General features: G+C 72.4%; 14 protein-coding genes. 9 read left to right on the top strand and 5 right to left on the bottom strand.

The window, feature by feature from the left end; translation table 11 throughout:
• Window position 1 precedes the first annotated feature (1 nt).
• Complete coding sequence (locus PYS65_RS03305; protein WP_279332252.1) at window positions 2-847, bottom strand: SDR family NAD(P)-dependent oxidoreductase; 846 nt, start codon at window positions 845-847, stop codon at window positions 2-4.
• 236 nt (window positions 848-1083) lie between these two features.
• Between PYS65_RS03305 and PYS65_RS03300 the strand changes: the two genes are divergently transcribed.
• Entirely contained in the window at window positions 1084-2148 is a 1065-nt protein-coding gene (locus PYS65_RS03300; protein WP_279337833.1) for an MGDG synthase family glycosyltransferase, read from the top strand.
• Between the two features lie 70 nt (window positions 2149-2218).
• Here PYS65_RS03300 and PYS65_RS03295 read toward each other — a convergent pair whose 3' ends face one another.
• Both PYS65_RS03295 and PYS65_RS03290 read right to left on the bottom strand, forming a co-directional pair.
• Complete coding sequence (locus PYS65_RS03295) at window positions 2219-2989, bottom strand: ribonuclease BN (RefSeq protein ID WP_279337832.1); 771 nt, start codon at window positions 2987-2989, stop codon at window positions 2219-2221.
• A gap of 335 nt (window positions 2990-3324) precedes the next feature.
• Complete coding sequence (locus PYS65_RS03290; protein WP_279332251.1) at window positions 3325-4062, bottom strand: nitroreductase family protein; 738 nt, start codon at window positions 4060-4062, stop codon at window positions 3325-3327.
• Between the two features lie 304 nt (window positions 4063-4366).
• Between PYS65_RS03290 and PYS65_RS03285 the strand changes: the two genes are divergently transcribed.
• Window positions 4367-5290 (top strand): Rieske (2Fe-2S) protein, encoded by a 924-nt coding sequence (locus PYS65_RS03285; protein ID WP_279332250.1) that lies wholly within the window; start codon window positions 4367-4369, stop codon window positions 5288-5290.
• 43 nt (window positions 5291-5333) lie between these two features.
• Here PYS65_RS03285 and PYS65_RS03280 read toward each other — a convergent pair whose 3' ends face one another.
• Window positions 5334-5972: a hypothetical protein gene (locus PYS65_RS03280; protein ID WP_279332249.1), complete on the bottom strand. Its 639-nt coding sequence runs from the start codon at window positions 5970-5972 to the stop codon at window positions 5334-5336.
• A 225-nt stretch (window positions 5973-6197) separates the two neighbouring features.
• Between PYS65_RS03280 and PYS65_RS03275 the strand changes: the two genes are divergently transcribed.
• From PYS65_RS03275 to PYS65_RS03250, 6 genes are all read left to right on the top strand, one after another.
• Complete coding sequence (locus PYS65_RS03275; protein ID WP_279332248.1) at window positions 6198-6803, top strand: class I SAM-dependent methyltransferase; 606 nt, start codon at window positions 6198-6200, stop codon at window positions 6801-6803.
• Window positions 6804-7033: 230 nt separating this feature from the next.
• Window positions 7034-8023, top strand: a complete 990-nt coding sequence (locus PYS65_RS03270; RefSeq protein WP_279332247.1) for a ferric reductase-like transmembrane domain-containing protein — start codon at window positions 7034-7036, stop codon at window positions 8021-8023.
• An 827-nt stretch (window positions 8024-8850) separates the two neighbouring features.
• A complete protein-coding gene (pflB, locus tag PYS65_RS03265) occupies window positions 8851-11109 on the top strand; it encodes a formate C-acetyltransferase (protein WP_279332246.1) in 2259 nt (752 codons plus the stop codon).
• Window positions 11110-11114: 5 nt separating this feature from the next.
• On the top strand, window positions 11115-11891 hold the full coding sequence (gene pflA / locus PYS65_RS03260; protein WP_279337831.1) for a pyruvate formate-lyase-activating protein: 777 nt from the start codon (window positions 11115-11117) through the stop codon (window positions 11889-11891).
• A 211-nt stretch (window positions 11892-12102) separates the two neighbouring features.
• Entirely contained in the window at window positions 12103-13125 is a 1023-nt protein-coding gene (locus PYS65_RS03255) for a zinc-dependent alcohol dehydrogenase (protein WP_279332245.1), read from the top strand.
• 5 nt (window positions 13126-13130) lie between these two features.
• A complete protein-coding gene (locus PYS65_RS03250; protein ID WP_279332244.1) occupies window positions 13131-14006 on the top strand; it encodes a universal stress protein in 876 nt (291 codons plus the stop codon).
• A 71-nt stretch (window positions 14007-14077) separates the two neighbouring features.
• Here PYS65_RS03250 and PYS65_RS03245 read toward each other — a convergent pair whose 3' ends face one another.
• On the bottom strand, window positions 14078-15904 hold the full coding sequence (locus tag PYS65_RS03245; protein ID WP_279332243.1) for a glycoside hydrolase family 3 protein: 1827 nt from the start codon (window positions 15902-15904) through the stop codon (window positions 14078-14080).
• 1004 nt (window positions 15905-16908) lie between these two features.
• Here PYS65_RS03245 and PYS65_RS03240 point away from each other — a divergent pair.
• The gene (locus PYS65_RS03240) at window positions 16909-18501 is read left to right on the top strand and encodes a DUF1254 domain-containing protein (RefSeq protein ID WP_279332241.1); all 1593 of its coding nucleotides are present in this window, start codon (window positions 16909-16911) and stop codon (window positions 18499-18501) included.
• Window position 18502 lies beyond the last annotated feature (1 nt).

Here is an 18502-nt window from a genome sequence, read left to right as displayed (position 1 = left end):
TTCAGTCGAACGCGGTGGCGAGCCGCCGGTACAGGGCCGGTGCCGCGCCGCGCACCCGGACGGGCAGCCGCAGCCAGCCGGGGACGTAGACCTCGTCCCGCCTCCGGGAGACCGCGCTCCACACGGCGCCGGCGACCCGCTCGGGCGGCACCGGCCGGGGCCACGCCCGCCGGTAGGGGGCGCCGCGCCGCTCGAAGAACGGAGTGTCCACCACCCCCGGCACCACCAGGCTGACCGCGACGCCGCTGCCGCGCAGTTCGTACCGCAGGGCGTCGGCGAAGACGGCCAGCGCCGCCTTCGCCGCCGAGTACACGGCCTCTCCCCGCACGCCCACCATCCCCGCGACGGACCCGATGAGCACCACGCGCCCGGAGCCCGCCTCCACCATGTGCGGCACCAGTTCACGGACCAGGCGCAGCGTGGCCAGGAGGTCCACCTCGACGACCTCCTCGAGGGCGGACGGGGGCATGGCGCGGAACTCCCCGGCCCAGCCGATGCCGGCGCCGGCCACCAGAAGATCCACTCGACCGGCGTACTCGAGGGCGAACCGGGTCAGCTGCCGCTCGGCGCCGGGCCGGGTCAGGTCCGCCGGGAAGACCGAGGCCGGGGCCCGTTCCGCGACGTGGTGGAGGCGTGCCGCGTCCCGCCCGGTGAGGACGAGACGCCACCCCTTCGCGGAGAGCGTCCGGGCCACGGCGGCGCCGATGCCCGAGGAGGCGCCGGTCACCAGCGCCGCGCCCGGACGCCCGGCTCCGCCGGCCGGAGACCCCGGCACCGCGTCGGCCGGGGCGACGGACGTCCGGGGGAACAACACGTCGGCTGTGCCGGCACGAGAAGCGTGAGACATGGGCTGCACCTTGGCTGCGAGGGAGAACACCCGAGAGGCCGCCCCCTGCGGCCGCTCCCGGCGTTCGGCGGGGGCACCCCGAGAAGTATCCCGGGCCCCGCCGGTGAAACACGGGACAGCATGTTTCACCGGCACAGCGGAAGGAGACCCGCCACCCCGTGCACTCACCGTCCTCGGTGCCCCGCCGGTGCGTGTCGGCGGACGGCGGGCAGCGACTGCTGATCGTCAGCGCGAGCATGGGAGCCGGCCACGACACGGTGGCCGGCGAACTCGCCCGCCGTGCCCGGGAACAGGGCCACGAGGCACAGGTCGTGGACCTCCTGCGGCTGCTTCCGCACGGCCTGGGCACCGCGGTGCGCCTCTTCTACCGGTCGTCGGTACGGCACTTCCCCTGGGCGTACGCGGGCCTCTACCACGCGCTGTTCCGCCCCGGTCCGGGCCGCCGCCCCAGTGGCGTCCCCCTCGCCCGGCTGGCGGGCGGCCGTCTGACGGACCTCGTGGAGCGGACGGGCGCCGACGTGGTGGTCCCGGTCTTCCACCTGGCCGCCCAACTGACCGGTCACCTGAGGGCCCGGGGGTGCCTGCGGCCCCCGAGCGCCGTCTTCGTGATCGATTTCGCCGTCCACCGGCAGTGGCTGCATCCCGGCAACGACCTGTACCTCTGCCTCACCGACGAGGCCGCGCGGGACGTGGGCCGGAGCACCGCGGTGCCCGCCGAGACGGCCGGACCGGTCGTGGCACCCGGCTTCCTCGCGCCGGCCGCCGGGGCCGCGGAGTGGCGACTGCGCTTCGAGCGGTACGCACCCGGCCGCCCGCCCGTGGTGCTCTCCGCCGGAGCCTGGGGCGCGGCTTCGGCGCTGGAGGGGACGGCTCGGCTGCTCACCGCCGCCGGTTTCCTCCCGGTCGTGCTGTGCGGCCGGAACGAACGCCTGCGGGCCCGCCTGGCCGGGGTTCCGGGCACGTTCGTACCGGACTGGGTCACCGACATGCCCGGCCTGCTGCGTGCGGCCCGCGTCCTGGTCGACAACGCCGCCGGTCAGACCGCCGTACAGGCTCTCGCCTCCGGGCTGCCCGTGGTGGGCTACCGCCCGCTGCCCGGGCACGGAAGGGAGGGGGTGCGACGGATGGCGGCGCTCGGCGTCTCGGAGATCGCCCCGGACGCCGGCGCCTTGCTGCACGCCCTGCGGCGGTTGTCGGCGGACGGCGCGTACCGGGACCGCCGGACCGCCCGCGGGCGGGAGCTCTTCCGGGGGGACGCACTGGCACGGGTGACCGCACTCGCCGGCATGCCCTCCGGGTGATCCGCCGGAACGGCCGGGAAGAGGCGCCGAGGCCGTGCACGGCCTCGCCCTGCGCCAGGTGCCGTACGCGTCAGTCGTTCCGGGCCGGTTCCGTCCCCGCCCGCGCGGGCGGGTTCCGGGTGAACCGGTGCCCGTGGTGGTCGAGGAGCCAGTGGCCGAACAGGGCGCCGCCGAAGATGACGAATCCCACGCCGATGAGCCACGACTCGACGATGAGGACGACACCGACGGTGCCGTAGCTGATCGCGTTGTCGACGATCAGCGGTGTGAAGACGAAGTAGGAGAAGCCCCGCAGACCGATCAGACCCACCATGGTGGCGACCGCCCCCGGCAGCAGGTGCCACCAGCGGACCTGGCCGCCCAGCAGGAAGCGCTGCCCCCACCAGAAGAACAGGACGCCGGTCAGCAGCGAGAGGGCGATTCGCTCAGGCCCGTGCAGGGCGTGGCGGGTCAGCACTTCCTGGTAGAGGAACGCGGTCAGGACGCACAGCCAGGTCGCCTGACGCCAGATGCGGTGCCACGGCCCGGGAGGCAGGTTCCAGATCCGCTCGTAGCCGTTCTGGATGCTCCCGCCCAGCGGGACACCGAACACGGCGAGTGCCAGCCCGCCCCACACGCTGGTGGTGCCGACCACCTCGCGCGGCGGGCTGATGATCTCCGTGAGCAGGTGCGCGGACCGGCCGGACAGGCCCATGCCGTCCGCGAGCCAGGACGCGAAGCCGCCCCGCCCGAGCGGATCGGCGGCGGCGACCACGATGAGCAGGGGCGCCAGCGTGACCAGAGCCAGGGTGGCGAACCCCAGGGCCCGGTGCATCAGCTCCAGGCCACGGCCGCGCCGCATCAGGGTGTGAGCGCCCAGCCACTCCCATCCGTGCCGGAGCGTGCCCAGATGACGCCTCACGGTGTGCCCCTTCGTCGGCTCGCGTACACGCGTTTGTGTCACCTGACGGCAGACGGACCAAACCTGGATGCGGCCGTCGTGGTGGGCGGGGACGCGGCCGGCCTCTGCAACCCGGCCTGCGCCGCACGAGGCACCTGCCCGCCCCGCGAGTGACGCCGGAGGCCGATCGCTCGCACTTCCGGGCCTGACGCCCGCGCCGTCCGCCCCGGGTGCCGGAGCGGACGGCGCGTGGGCGCCCTGTGTCACCGTTCCGGTGACGCGCCGGTGGCCGTGGCCTACCAGCGGTTGCGGTGCACGACCTCTTCGACCGGGCGGCGGCTCACCGGACCGAACCTGCCGCGCGGCCACCCCACCGGGACGGCCGCGAAGGTGTTCATGTCGTCGGGAATGCCCAGGGCCGCCTTCCACTCGTCCTCCAGCATCAGATGCCAGATGGTGATGTTGGCGGCCAGGCCCAGGCCCCGCGCGGCGAGCAGCAGGTTCTGCACGCCCGGGTAGACGCAGGAGCCCTCCGCGAGTGCGGCGAAACGCTCCTGGATCCGCCCCATGCGTGCCGTCCCCTCGGCGCCGAGCTCCTCGGCGTAGCGCCGCATGCCCTCCTCCTCGATCCTCGGCTCCGGGAACCGGTAGCAGGGGATGATCAGTGCCGGGGTCTCGGCGAAGTGGTCGCGCTGGTACTCGATGGCGGCGGCCATGCGTCCGTACGCGGCCTCGTCCATGCCGGCGGGGGCGTACTTGCCGGTCGTGGCCAGGTAGGCGTCCACGCACCGCTTCCACAGCGGGGCGAGGTCGGCCATGACCGCGGGGTCGGTGACGACGACGTACTCGTAACGCTGCATGTTGCCGCCGCTGGGGCCCCACACGGCCGCCTGTATCAGCCGGTCCAGGAGCTCGTCGGGCACCGGGTCGGGCCGCAGGCGCCGCATGGCCCGCATGGTGGACATGGTCGCGAAGAGGGCCGGTTCGTCGGTGTCGCCGGCCGGTGTCCCGGAGAGGGTGGTTTCAGAGGTCATGATCGTGAGTGTAGGGACGCCACGCCCCGCCCGGACCACCCGGTCACGTTTACGCCGTCGTACCGGGAAGATCCATCTGCCCCGAACCCAGCGGCTCTTGACGCCCCGTCACCGAACTCGCCGAGAAGCGTACGGAGGCGGTCCCGGTCGACGGGGCGACAGCGGCCCTGAGGCTCGGACGGCCCGCCGATGCGCCCGCCCCGGCGGGCCCCGGTCCCGCCTCGGACGCCGGGCCCCGCCCGCGTTTGCCCTGTGCGCAGGTGGGGACTCGGCGCCCATGACTGCAACGCCACGCCACCGCCGCATGAGGCAGAACCGAATGTTGTGGCTCCTGGAGCGTCTGGAACGGGCGCCCCGGGCGGACCCGGCGATCGACGCTCTCCGGTCGGCAGTCCGCTCCCTGCCGCTGGGGCGCGGACGGGACGTGCTGCACGGCAGGTGGCTGGGGCACCCGCTCCATCCGCTGATGGTGCAGGTGCCGGTCGGGAGCTGGCTGTCCGCGGCCGTGCTGGACACCCTGCCCGGCCGCTCCCGCGAGGCGGGCCTGCTCGTCGGTGTCGGCCTGGCCACGGCCGCGCCCGCCGCGCTGGCGGGCGCCGTCGACTGGGCGGAGCTGCACCGCGAGCAGGCACGTGTGGGGCTGGTGCACGCCATGGCGAACTGGGCGGCCGTGGGCCTGTACGCGACCTCGCTCACCTGCCGCCTCAAGGGGCGTACGGGTGCCGGCCGGACCTACGGCTTCCTGGGGCTGACGGCGGTGGGGATCGGCGGCCTGCTGGGCGGCCACCTGGCCTACCGCCAGGCGTCCGGAGCCAACCACGCGGAAGAGGTTCCGCACGTCGTCCGGGAGGGCTGGCACCGGGTCGGTGCCGTGGCCGAGTTCCCGGCCGGGCAGCCCGTGCGGCGCGTCGTGGACGATGTGCCGGTCCTGGTGGTCCGTGAACCCGGCGGGGTGATCCACGCACTGGCCGAGCGGTGCAGCCATCTCGCCGGTCCGCTGTCCGAGGGCACGGTCGCCGACGGATGTGTCCGGTGCCCGTGGCACGGCAGCGTCTTCCGCCTCTCGGACGGCTGGAACGTCCGCGGTCCGGCCACCGCACCGCAGCCCGCCTTCGACACCCGGATCGTCGAGGGGGACGTCGAGGTGCGTCTGCGCCGAGCCGACCGGGAAGCGGACGGCGAGTGGAGCGGGAGCGGAGCGGGCCTGGCCAGCGGGTACGCCGGCTGACAGCCGCTCCGCCCGTACACCACGCCGTCCGCGCCGGGCGCCGTCACCCCGGAGCGAGGGCCACCGTCGTCGTGACCCGGGTGAGGGCGGGGGCCGACGGCGTCGAACCGAACCCGAAGCGCACGGGTGGTTCGACCGGTGCCATCACACCGAGGTCGGTGCTCCCGAAGGCAGCCGACACCGCACGGATCGGCAGCAGGTCCCGGGCGCCGTACCACTCGCGGCGCCCTCCCCCGGCACTGCCCCGGGTCCGCACACCGGGGAGCAACAGACGGGCGGGCCGGTCCGTCAGCGCGCTCCACGCCGGACGGCGGGCGAGCACGCCGGGAACGGCCCGCAGGACGAGGCCCAGAAGCCGTCGCCGGCCGGTGGTGAAGCGCAGGTCGAGCGGCCCCGCGGCGACGGTCCAGGTGCCGTCCGTGACACGCACGTCGACCGGAACGACACGCACCGTGTCGAAGACGTAGGTACCGCTGACGAAGTCGGCCGTCTCCTGCGTGGGGGCCAGCAGCAGCCGCTCCCCGTCGGCCCGTTCCAGCATCACGTCGCTGAACGCCCCGAACGGTGAACGCTGCCAGTGCCCGAGCACGATCCGCGTACCCGAGGAGGTGCCCGTGCCGGCGATCCAGCCGTCGAAGCGCAACCGCGGACGCCGCGCGGCCCCGCCGGGCATCCGGTTCATCCGCTCGTCCTCCTCCGCTCGTCCTCCTCCGTCCCTCCTCCTCCGCCCCTCCGCGGACTCCTCGGGTGAGCCACGCGGCGTCGGTCGTGGCGCGCGCAACAGGCGGTGTCCTCTTCCGCCGGCTCGACCGGGTGCCCCGTTCGAGCCCCTTCCATGCGACGGCCTTCAGCGCGGCGAGCCCGGCCGCTTCTTCGAGGGGCACACGGTCGGCCTATAGTGGGCCGCATGAGCCGTTGGAGGGAGTTGACCGGGGAGACGTCCGGCGAGGACTACGCCGCACGGTTCGCGGCCCTGGCCCACAGCGGTAAGGACGTGCACGGGGAGGCAGGGTTCTGCGCGGCGCTCGTGCCCGCCGGAGCGCGGGTGCTGGACGCCGGGTGCGGCACCGGACGGGTCATGATCCGGCTCGCGGAGCTCGGATACGACTGTGTCGGGGTGGATCTCGACGCGTCGATGCTGGCGGTGGCGCGGCAGCAGGCGCCGGGACTGCCCTGGTTCCAGGCCGATCTGGCCGCCTTCGAGCCGGACCTGCTCGGCATCGCGGCGGACTTCGACCTCGTGGTCGCCGCAGGAAATATTTTCCCGCTGCTCGCCGCCGGCACCGAGGCCACGGTGGTCCGGCGCCTGGCCGAGGCCCTGCGTCCGGGCGGTCTGCTGGTCGCCGGCTTCGGCCTGGACGAAGCCCACCTGCCCGTGCCGCCCGGCATCACGCTGCCCGAGTACGACGACTGCTGCGCCGCAGCCGGCCTCACCCTCGTCGACCGCTTCGCCACCTGGGACGCCGCCCCCTACGCCGGCGGCGGCTACGCCGTCAGCGTCCACCGCCGGTGAGGACGTGAGAGTTCGGCCCGCGGCCCGCGCGCCCCGGCACCGTCGGTCGCGCACCCCTCCCGACGCCGCGCACTGCTGAGCCGGGCAACGGCCGTCGACGCGCCCTTCGAAGCCACGGTCACCGCTCTGGCCGGATGTCTCCTCGGCATTCCCTCCCCCACCGGCCACACTTGTTCCTCCACGACACCTGCGCACCGTTCGACGGTGGCCCGCGCCGGGGAGCCCACAGGATGCTGCCAGAGACCACGCCCGAGGACGACGGGACGACCACGCCGCCCACCCCTGACCGGCGGCCCCCCGCGGACCGCGTCACCCTGAAAGCCGACCTGCGGGCCACGCTGCCCGACGCGAGCGCGGCGTTCGTCCTCACGGCGGCCGTGTTCGTGTTCTTCTGGGCCCGCATGGAGTCGGGCGACTCGGCGACGGTCGCGGTCATGCCGTTCATGGACGACCCGCGTACGTACTGGATGTACCTGCTCAGCCAGGCGTTCGGCTGGTCGGGACTGCTGTGGGCGTGGGGCACGGTCATGCTCGGGCTGCTGCTGTCGGGGCCGCGCCCGGCCCGGCTGCCCGTCTCCCGTCAGGTCCTGGAGCGCTGGCACCGCACCACCAGCCTGACCACGATGGCGCTGATGTTCGCGCACGCGCTGATGTTCTCGGCCGAACTCGTGCGCTACGAAGCCCAGGTGGGGTGGGCCAGGCGGCTGTGGGTCGGCTTCGCGGACGCCTTCGTGCCCGGCTGGTACGACTCCGGGACCGGCCGCATCGCCATCCCGCTCGGCCAGGGCGCCCTGTACCTGGCGATCCCCCTGGGCCTGCTGTTCTACGTCCGGCACCGCATCGGTGCGAACGCCTGGCGCCGGCTGCACCGCTTCGTGATCGTCGTGTACGTGCTGAGCGTGTGGCACACCCTGCTGTACGGCACCAACGTCTGGTACGGCGAGTGGCCGCGCACCGTGCTGTGGCTGCTGCAACTGCCGGTCGCCGTCCTGCTGTTGCTCCGGCTGCTGCGGCCGGCCCGGCGGGCGGAGCGGCTGCGTGCGCCGGCCCGGCCCGGGAGCGGCTCCCTGCCGGGCTGGGTCCTGCGGGCCGCGGGCAGGATCGCCGCCGCGGCCGTCGTGATCGGTCTCCTCGCGGTGGTGGCGTCCGGCCACGACGGCGGCAGGGACCGCCCGACCGATCCCCCCACGAGCAGCCCGCACGCCCCCGAAACGGAATGACCGCCCGACCCGGGCCGGCGGCCGAGGCGCCCGACCCCTGCCGCGGCCCCCGCAGACCGAACCGCATCGGGTCGACGTGCTGCGCGTCGAGTCCGTCCCCTTCAGCGAACCACGCCAGGTCTGCCTGCTCCGGTGCGCGGGATCTTGATCGGGGATTCTTTACGCATGATACTTCCGCCTGTTCAGGAGAAGACCGAGTTGATCGAGGTCGTCCGCATCACCGACCCGATGAGGCATCTCAGCGCGGCGGACCTGGTGGGTGACGATGTCGTGCTCTGGGAGGCGGCCCAGGCCAGGGACGCCCTGACGCTGATCGGTTCTGTGCCAAAGGGTGAGCGGTATCGCTGTTTCACCCCGGGCTGGGGTGTCCGTGCTCGGAGCGCGACCGACCTGCTTTTCCGGATCGCCTTCTGCTTCAACGATTCCGCGGCTCCACGCCGGGCCGACTCAAGGGGCTCTTCCGACGCAGGTGAGGGACGCCACGCCCTCCCGGTCGAAGCGCCGGTCACGAGACGGCCGTCTTCAGCGAACGGAACACCCGACCGCTGCCCACCGCACGGCGGACCCCAGGTCGCCTCCACGTGTGATCACCGAGAGCCCGTGCCACGGCATCCACCACACCGGCCGCCGTGCGGTCGCCCGCACCGGCCTCCGGGAAACGCAGGACGGCCGGGTCCCACGCCCTGGTGCGCGGTCAGGGGCCGAAGGTCCCGGCGGCCCGGGGACCGAAGGGGCACGTCCCGTGCCCTGTCCGGCACTGTCGGCCATCGGCCCGGACGACGAGCATCGTCGATGAGGAGACCGTTCGTCCGACGAGAGGACCTGTGATGACCGCGACGGTGACAGCCGGCCCCCGGACCGCCGACGCCCGACGGCAGTTCGTCGGAAGCGGATGGCGTGAGCGCGTCGACGTACGCGACTTCATCCAGGCCAACTACACACCCTACGAAGGCGACGCCTCCTTCCTGACCGGCCCCACGGACCGCACGCGCGCGGTCTGGGAGAAGGTCAGCGCGCTGTTCCCCGAGGAGAGGCGCAAGGGCGTCCTCGACGTGGACACCGCCACCCCGTCCACGATTACTTCCCACGCCCCCGGCTTCATCGACCGCGACCGCGAGCTGATCGTCGGCCTGCAGACCGACGCCCCGCTGAAGCGGGCGATCATGCCCAACGGCGGTCTGCGCATGGTGGAGAACGGTCTGAAGGCGTACGGCTACGAGGCCGACCCCTTCGTGTCGAAGGTTTTCGGGACCTACCGCAAGACCCACAACGACGGAGTCTTCGACGCCTACACCCCGGCGATGCGGGCCGCCCGCAGGGTCGGCATCATCACCGGCCTGCCGGACGCCTACGGGCGCGGACGCATCATCGGCGACTACCGGCGCGTCGCGCTCTACGGCACCGACCGGCTGGTGGAGGCCAAGCGCGCCGAACGCGCCCTGCTGGACGCCCGGCCGTCCACCGCGGACGTCATCCGCGACCGCGAGGAACTGGCCGAGCAGATCCGGGCGCTGGGCGAGCTGACCCGCATGGCGGCGGCCTACGGCTGCGACGTCACCCGGCCCGCGACCACCGCGCACGAGGCGGTCCAGTGGCTCTACCTCGGCTTCCTCGCCGCGGTGAAGGAGCAGAACGGCGCCGCGATGTCCCTGGGCCGCACCTCCACCTTCCTGGACGTCTACCTCCAACGGGACCTGGACGAAGGGCTCCTCGACGAGACCCGTGCCCAGGAACTGATCGACGACTTCGTCATCAAGCTCCGCATCGTGCGGTTCCTGCGCACCCCCGAGTACGACACCCTGTTCTCCGGCGACCCGACCTGGGTGACGGAATCCATCGGCGGCATCGGCACCGACGGCCGACCGCTGGTCACCCGCACCTCCTTCCGCTTCCTGCAGACCCTCTACAACCTCGGCCCGGCCCCCGAGCCCAACCTGACCGTGCTGTGGTCGCCCCGGCTCCCGGACGGCTTCAAGGAGTTCTGCGCCCAGGTGTCCATCGACACCAGCGCCGTCCAGTACGAGTCCGACGACCTGATGCGCCCGCGCACCGGCGACGACACCGCCATCGCCTGCTGCGTCTCCGCGATGGCGGTCGGCAAGCAGATGCAGTTCTTCGGTGCCCGCGTCAACCTCGCCAAGGCCCTGCTCTACGCGGTCAACGGCGGCCGTGACGAGATGACCGGCGACCAGATCACCCCCGAGACGCCGCCGCTGACCGGCGAGTACCTCGACTACGACGAGCTGTCGGCCGCGTACGACCGGGTCCTGGACTGGCTCGCCCGGACGTACGTGGAAGCGCTCAACGTCATCCACTACATGCATGACAAGTACGCCTACGAGCGCATCGAGATGGCCCTGCACGACCACCCCGTGCACCGCTTCATGGCCTGCGGCATCGCCGGTCTGTCCGTCGCCGTGGACAGCCTGTCCGCCGTCAAGCACGCCCGGGTCAGGGTGTTCCGCGACGCGACCGGACTGGCCGTGGACTTCCACACCGAGGGCGAGTTCCCGGCGTACGGCAACAACGACGACCGCGTCGACGCGCTCGCCGTCGACCTGGTGGAGTCCTTCATGGCGAAGGTGCGCCGGCACCCCACCTACCGCGACGCCGAGCACACCCAGTCCGTGCTGACCATCACCTCCAACGTCGTCTACGGCAGGCACACCGGCAACACCCCCGACGGCCGCCGTGCCGGACAGCCCTTCGCCCCCGGCGCCAACCCGATGAACGGCCGCGACCGGCACGGGGTGGCCGCCTCGGCCCTGTCGGTGGCCAAGCTGCCGTACGAGGCGGCACGGGACGGCATCTCCCTGACCACCACGATCACCCCGGAGGGACTGGGGCACGTCCCCGGGGAACGCGCCGGTCACCTGGTCGGCATCCTGGACGCGTACACGGCCTCCGGCGGTTTCCACATGAACGTCAACGTCCTGGACCGGGCGACCCTGGAGGACGCCATGGAGCACCCGGAGAAGTACCCGGAGCTGACGGTCCGGGTCTCCGGATACGCCGTCAACTTCGTCCGTCTGACCCGGGAGCAGCAGCTCGACGTGATCAGCCGCACCTTCCACGGATCGCTGTGAACGGCATCGCGAACGGCATTGCGACCGACATTGCGACCGGCACCGCGAACGGCGCGGTCACCGGCCGGATCCACTCCTGGGACCTGTCCACCGGTGTGGACGGTCCCGGGACCCGGTTCGTCCTCTTCGTCAGCGGCTGTCCCCTGCGCTGCCTGTACTGCGCCAACCCGGACACCTGGCACATGAGGGACGGGAAACCGGCCACCGTCGACGAGGTGATGGCCGAGATCGAGAAGTACCGGGCCTTCATCACCACCGCCGGCGGGGGAGTGACCCTCACCGGCGGCGAGGCCCTCCTGCAGCCGGCGTTCACGGCCGCGGTCTTCCGCCGCTGCAAGGAACTCGGTCTGCACACCGCCCTCGACACCTCCGGCTTTCTCGGCGCCCGCGCCACGGACGGACTCCTCGCCGACACCGACCTGGTGCTGCTGGACATCAAGTCCTTCGACGCCACGACGTACCGGAAGCTGACCTGCGGCGAACTCGCCCCCACCCTCGACTTCGCCACCCGTCTCGACCGGCTGGGCAAACGCATGTGGATCAGGTACGTACTGGTGCCCGGCTGGACCGACGCCCCGGAGGCGATCGATGGGCTCGCCGCCTTCCTCGCGGGCCTCGGCAGTGTCGAGCGGGTCGACATCCTGCCGTTCCACAAGCTCGGCGCCCACAAGTACGACGCGTTGGGCGTTCCCTTCCCCCTGCGGAACACGCCGGTCCCCGACGTGACACTGGTGGACCGGGTCCGCGGGCAGTTCCGGGAACGCGGTCTGCCGGCCCACTGAATGTGCACAGGGCCGGTCGGTCCCCGCCGGGGACCAGCGGCCCCTGTCCCGGGAACGTGCCGGACGAGAGGCTGAAGTCAGACCCCCCGATACAGGAGGCCACCATGGCGCGCACGATCACCGCAGGGATCCGCGGCTCCCGCGACGCCACCCTCCTCGTCGTCGTCGCACACGACTGACGCGCTCACCCCGGAAGGGAAACGAGGACAGCATGAAGGCAGCGGTCGTACGGGAATTCGGCAAACCCCTGGTCATCGAGGAGCGACCCGACCCCGAGCCCGGCCCCGGGCAGGTCCGGGTCCGCGTCGAGGCGTCCGGGCTGTGCCACACCGACATCCACGCCGCGCACGGCGACTGGCCCGTCAAGCCCACCCCGCCGTTCGTGCCCGGCCACGAGGGCGTCGGCCTCGTCGAGAAACTCGGAGAAGGCGTCGCCCACCTCGCCGTCGGCCAACGGGTCGCCGTGCCGTGGCTCGGCAGTGCGTGCGGGCGGTGCGAGCACTGCCTGTCCGGCTGGGAAACGCTCTGCGAGAGCCAGGTCAACACCGGCTACGGCTGCGACGGCAGCTACGCCGAGAAGATGCTGGTCCGGGCCGACTTCGCCCAGCCCGTGCCCGAGGGCGTCAGCGCCGTCGACGCCGCCCCGCTGACCTGCGCGGGCGTCACCACGTACAAGGCTCTCAAGGTCGCCGGTGTCCGGCCCGCCCAGCTCGTCGCCGTCTCCGGTGTGGGCGGACTCGGCCACCTGGCGGTGCAGTACGCGAAGATCGCCGGCGCCACCGTCGCCGCCATCGACGTCACCGACGACAAGCTCGAACTCGCCCGGGAACTGGGCGCGGACATCCTCATCGACGCCCGCACCCAGGACGTCGGCGCGGAGCTGAAACGGCACGGAGGCGCCCATGCCGCCCTTGCCCTCGCCGTGAACCCCGCCGCCTTCGAAGCCGTCAACTCCGGCCTGCGGCGTGGCGGGAAACTCGTCATGGTCGCCCTGCCCGCCCACGGCACCATCCAGGTCCCCATCTTCGACACCGTGCTGGGCGGCACCTCGGTGATCGGCTCCATCGTCGGCACCCGCCAGGACCTCGCCGAGGTCTTCCGACTCCACGCGGCCGGCCGGACCGAGGTCATCCGGGAGACCCGCCCGCTCACCGCCGTCAACGAATCCATCGACGAGGTCCTGCGCGGTCAGGTCAAGGCCCGCATCGTCTTCGACCTCGGCGCGGAAGGCTGAGAAAGATGTCCCTGCACCTGCACCTGCCCCTGGTCGTCGGAGTCGACGGGTCCGATTCCAGCCTGCGGGCCGTCGACTGGGCGGCCGACGAGGCCGCCCTGCGCGACGTGCCCCTGCGCGTGGTGTTCGCCTCCCTGTGGGAACGGTACGAGGGCACCGCGCTCGCGCCGGAACTCGGCCAGTCCTCCGGGCACGTGACCCCCGAGGACATCCTCGCCGCCGCCGTCCGGCGTGCCCGGCGCCACCATGCCGGCCTGTCCGTCACCACCGCGGTCGTGCCCGAGGAACCCGAGTACGTCCTGGTGCGCGAGAGCCGCAACGCCTCCGCCCTGGTCGTCGGTACCCGCGGGCGCAGCGGACTCGCCGGCGCGTTGCTGGGCTCCGTCAGCCTGGCCGTGGCCACCCACGCCCACTGCCCGGTCGTCGTGATCCGAGGCAGCCACGACAACCGGGCCACCGGCGGACGTCACGACCGCATCGTCGTCGGTGTGGCCGACGCGCCGACGGCGGCGCTGCGCTTCGCCTACGAGGAGGCACGGCGGCGCGGCGTCCCGTTGGAGGCGGTACGGGCCTGGCGGTGCCCCGCGCACGAGTCGATCAGCCACCCCCTGCTCACCGGGGAGCCCGAGCGGCCGCACGAGGAACGGGCCGCCAAGGAACTGGAGGCCGCCCTCTCCGACGCCCCGGCGGACGTGGAACTGCGCCGGCGCACCGTGGAGGGCCCTGCCCGCAGGGTGCTTCTCGCCGCCTCGGAGGAGGCCGGCCTCCTGGTCGTCGGCCGACGTCGCCCCGGCCGTTCCGGCCCCCGCCTCGGACGGGTCGCCCACACCGTCCTGCACCACTCCGGCTGCCCGGTCGTGGTCGTACCCGACGCGGCGTGAGGCGGGGCCGGGACGGCCGGGGGCGGTGCGTCGCCGGCACCGGGGCGGAAAGCCGTGCGAGGGCGCGGACGTCAGTCGGCGTACGACAGGCCGTGCCCGGAGCGGAAGAGGACCTCGGCCGGGTCGTCGGCCCGCTGGACGGGCACGGGCAGCCTGCCGCGCGGCTCGACCCGGCCGGCGATCACCCGTGCGGCGGCGCGCAGTTCGACCTCGGTCCAGCAGTAGGAGACCAGTGAGGCGGGGACGCCGCCGAGGTGGGCGATGTCGTAGGGGTTGCGCACCGCGAGGTGGACGACGGGGACGCCCGTCGCGAGCAGCCGGGACACCAGGGTGCGCTGGGCGCTGGTGGCGTCGACGTTGTCGGTGGTGACCACCACCGCGTCCCGTCCCCGGGCGGCGGCCACGGCCTCGTCGACCTTCGCGGCGTCGGGCGCCCGGCCGGTGGCGAGGTGGGTGGTGCGGTAGCCCAGTTCGTCGAACGCCCTGGCCAGCTCGGGCACCGTGGTGCGGGTGTCGTCGGTCGGGAAGGCCGGGCTGGCGCCGACCACGAGCAGCTTCCGCTGCCTGCTGCGCAGCGGGAGCGCCTTGCCCTCGTTGACCAGCAGGGTGGTGGTGCGCTCGGCGATCCGGGCGGCGGCGAGCCGGTGCCCGCGGGCGCCGACGACCCGGTCGACCTCCTTCGGGGACACGTAGGGGCTGCCGCCGAGCAGGCCGACCTTGTCCTTGACCCGCAGGATGCGCAGGACCGACTCGTCGAGCCGGTCCTCGGTGATCTCTCCGCTGCGGACGGCGGCCAGGACGCCGTTGTAGGCGACGGAGATGTCCGGCGGGAACAGCAGTTGGTCGGCGCCGGCCTTGAGGGCGAGGACGGGCACGCGGTCGTCGCCGTACTTGGTGCGCACGCCGTGCATGTTGAGGGCGTCGGTGACGATCACGCCGTCGAAGCCGAGTTCGTCGCGCAGCACGCCCTGGAGGATCGTGGGCGACAGGGTGGCCGGTTCGTTGCTGGGGTCGAGCGCGGGGACCTGGAGGTGCGCGGTCATGATCGAGTCGACGCCGGCGGCGATGGCGGCCCTGAAGGGCGGGGCGTCGATGCGCTCCCACTCCTCGCGGGTGTGGGTGATCGCGGGCAGGTCGGTGTGGCTGTCCTGCCCGGTGTCCCCGTGGCCCGGGAAGTGCTTGGCGCAGGCCGCGACGCCGGCTTGCTGATAGCCCGTCACCTGGGCCGCCACCATGCGGCCGACCTCGCGGGCGTCGGCGCCGAAGGAGCGGACGTTGATGATGGGGTTGGCCGGATTGACGTTGACGTCGGCGACCGGGGCGAAGTTCTGATGGATGCCCAGGGCGGCGAGTTCGGTGCCCGATATCCGTCCGGCGGTGCGCGCGTCGGAGAGCGAGCGGCCCGCGCCGAGCGCCATCGCGCCCGGCAGCTGGGTGGCGCCGCTGCCGATGCGGACGTTGACCCCGTGCTCCTGGTCGATGGAGATCAGGGCCGGGACAGGGGTGGGCAGGGCGAGCGAGGCCCGCTGCACACCGTTCGTCAACTCCGCGATCTGGCGGGGATCCTGGATGTTGTTGGTCCAGCCGTGGAAGTAGATGACACCGCCGATGTGGTACTTGGCGATGAGCTCGGCCACCGTGCGGACGCCGAGTTCCCTGAGGTTGCGTTCCTGGTCGAACCGGCTGGGAGAAGTCGCCGACGCACCGTAGAAGTACGGCACGAACAGCTGGCCGATCTTCGCCTCGATGCTCATCCTGGAGATGATCTGCTTGAGGCGGTTGTCGCGTTTGTGCGCGACCGCGGGGGTGGCCGTCACGCCCACCACGCCCGTCGCGCTCGCGACGACCACGGTCGCGGAGGCGAGAACGGTTCGTCTGGACAGACTCCGGTCCTGCATGCGGACATGCTCCTTCCGGCCTTGCCCGTCAAGGGAATTGAGGGAAACGTGAAGGACTCCGAACAGCGGGAAACGTAGCCCGCAGATCATGGGCGGGGCAAGAGGTCCAGACACAATAGGTCCAGACGAAGTGAGGACTCTCCCGCCGTGCGCGTGGGTGCCCTGAACTGGGCTGATACATGAAAATCAGCGAGATGCCCGAAATCCCCACCCAGGGGCGCCTCGAAGCCACTCGACGCCGGTTCCTCGGCCCGCGGCAGGCGCGGCCCGCCCGGTGGCACGTCACCAAAGTCGGCAACGGGACAGTACGGGCCCCGGAACACGTGGGGACAGCTGACCGGACATGCGAATCGCTGTACGCTCCTGAGATCGCCCTCGACCTGGAAGAAGCCGACAGGGAGCGGAGAAGGCGGGAGTTTCCTCGTGCTTCGCGTGATGTTCAAGTCCAAGATCTGACGATTTGCCGTTCCCGCAGGTCAGAGGCGTGATTGCCGGGCTGAGGTCAGCAGACAGTCAGCATCGGGCGCGGCCGCGTCCCGGCGTTGCCGACCTCCGGGCCGCGAGGGAGTGACCCGGCCCGGCGCCGCCAGGGCCTCCGGCCAGGATGCGGCTGCGTCTCAGCGGACCAAGCCGTTGGTTTCCGTCCACGGGGTTCTCGCGCTCCGGCCGGCGCGGAAGGCGTTGCCCAAGCTGGTGGGCACCGTGGCCCTCGCCCGGTGCGGTCTCCCCACCGCGTCGATCACGCTGGTCACGGTGAGTCTGACGATCAAGGCGCAGCCGGCCCGGTGAGGACCACGTGGCGGCCGGGAACGGGACCCGTCGGCCCGGGGCGAGGAACGGCACGGTGACGGTCTTGCCCGGCGTCGTTCAGCCGTGCCCCGCCGTGAACCGAACCACGCACCCTCCACTCGAAGACCCTCCGATGGCCCAGGTGCGGTGGTGGTCTGCGGTAGGTGAGGCACATGGTCGACAGGGCGGCCTCTTCCCGAGAACGGAGCGACCCCTTGCAGCGCACCGCACAGATCTCACCCCGGGCCATGGAGTCGATCTCGACTCCCGAGCGGGTCGAGACCCACCTGGGCACTCTGGAATTCCCGCTGGGTGTGCCCACCGAGGAGACCGCGAACCGGGTATACGACCATGTGGGCCACGTGCGCGCGGTCAGCGCGTTCCTCGACGCGTATTCCGGCGTCAGCCTGTGGGCGGCCCGCCGGGGATTCCTGGAGGCCGGAATCCAGGACCACGACGTTCTGCTCTTCTCGGAGTTCATGGATCCCAAGACGCTCGTGCTCACCGGGAACGCGGACACCGTCTACTTCCTGACCTTCCTCGACCTGACCGAGGGCCCGCTGGTGGTGGAAGTGCCGCCCCTGGCCCTCTGTTTCCTCAACGACATGTGGTTCCGCTGGGTCGCGGACCCCGGCATGGCCGGTCCGGATCGCGGAGCAGGCGGCAAGTACCTCTTCGTGCCACCCGGACATGAGGGCCCTGTTCCCGAGGGCGGGTTCTTCACGCTCCGGACCCGCACCACGCGGCTCATCCTGGGCGGTCGGGCCTTCCTGGAGGGCGATGACCCGAAGCCGGCGGTCGAGCGGGTCAAGGAGGGACTGCGTCTCTACCGCTACGTCCCCGGGTTCTACGGGACCAGCATCGGGGAGATCGTCACCGGCGGCACGGCCCCGCCGCTGCCGTGGACCGCTCAGACCTGGACCGCCGCCCTGCACAGGCCCGACCCGCCGCGCTTCGTCGAGGGCTCAGGGCTTCCCGTGAACACGGTCCCGCCCGGGGACGCGACGTACTTCGACCTCGCGAGCGAGCTCGTGCACGACCAGCCGGCCGAGGCGCTCGACCCCGAGATCGCCGGTGCTCTGGCCGCGGTCGGCATTGTCAAGGGCAGGCCCTTCGAGCCGGACGCGCGGATGCGGGAGATCCTCACCGAGGCAGCCGCGGTCGGCAACGCCACGGCCCGCACCCTCGCCTGCCGTCCGCGTCCGGCCGAGGGGGTGCACTACTACGGTGCCTCCTCCCGGTGGCTCAACGGCCTGCTCGTGTCCGGCCACGAGTTCCTGGCCCCGCCCGCGGACATCACCGACAGGGGCGTCGAGCCCCGCCCGAACGACGGCGCCCGGAAACTCAACCTGCGGTCCTGGTGGTGGTACCTGGGCGTGGGCATCAGCCCGGCGTTCACGGCGCCGCTGCCCGGCGTCGGCTCGCAGTACGTGTTCTCCCTGGCGGATCAGGAGGGCCGGGCCCTCGACGGCGGCAGGTACTACCGACTGGTACTTCCGCCGGACATCCCCGCCGCGAGGTTCTGGTCGGTCACCGTCTACGACAACCAGACGCGGTCGATGCTCGACACCCCACAACGGTTCCCACGGGCCGGCAGCCAGGCCTATCCCACCCCGGCAGCGGTCCCCGACGCGGACGGCACGACCACGGTGCACTTCGGGCCCGACCGGCCCGACGGCGTGCCGGAGGGCAACTGGATCCAGACCACGCCGGGCCGGGGATGGTTCGTGGTCCTGCGGCTCTACAGCCCACTGCAGCCGTTCTTCGACAAGACCTGGCGGCCGGGCGAGATCGAGGCGGTGGATTGAC

It is taken from the genome of Streptomyces cathayae (assembly GCF_029760955.1).
In the GTDB taxonomy this organism is placed as follows: domain Bacteria; phylum Actinomycetota; class Actinomycetes; order Streptomycetales; family Streptomycetaceae; genus Streptomyces; species Streptomyces cathayae.
This window is presented reverse-complemented; position numbering and strand designations above follow the sequence as displayed.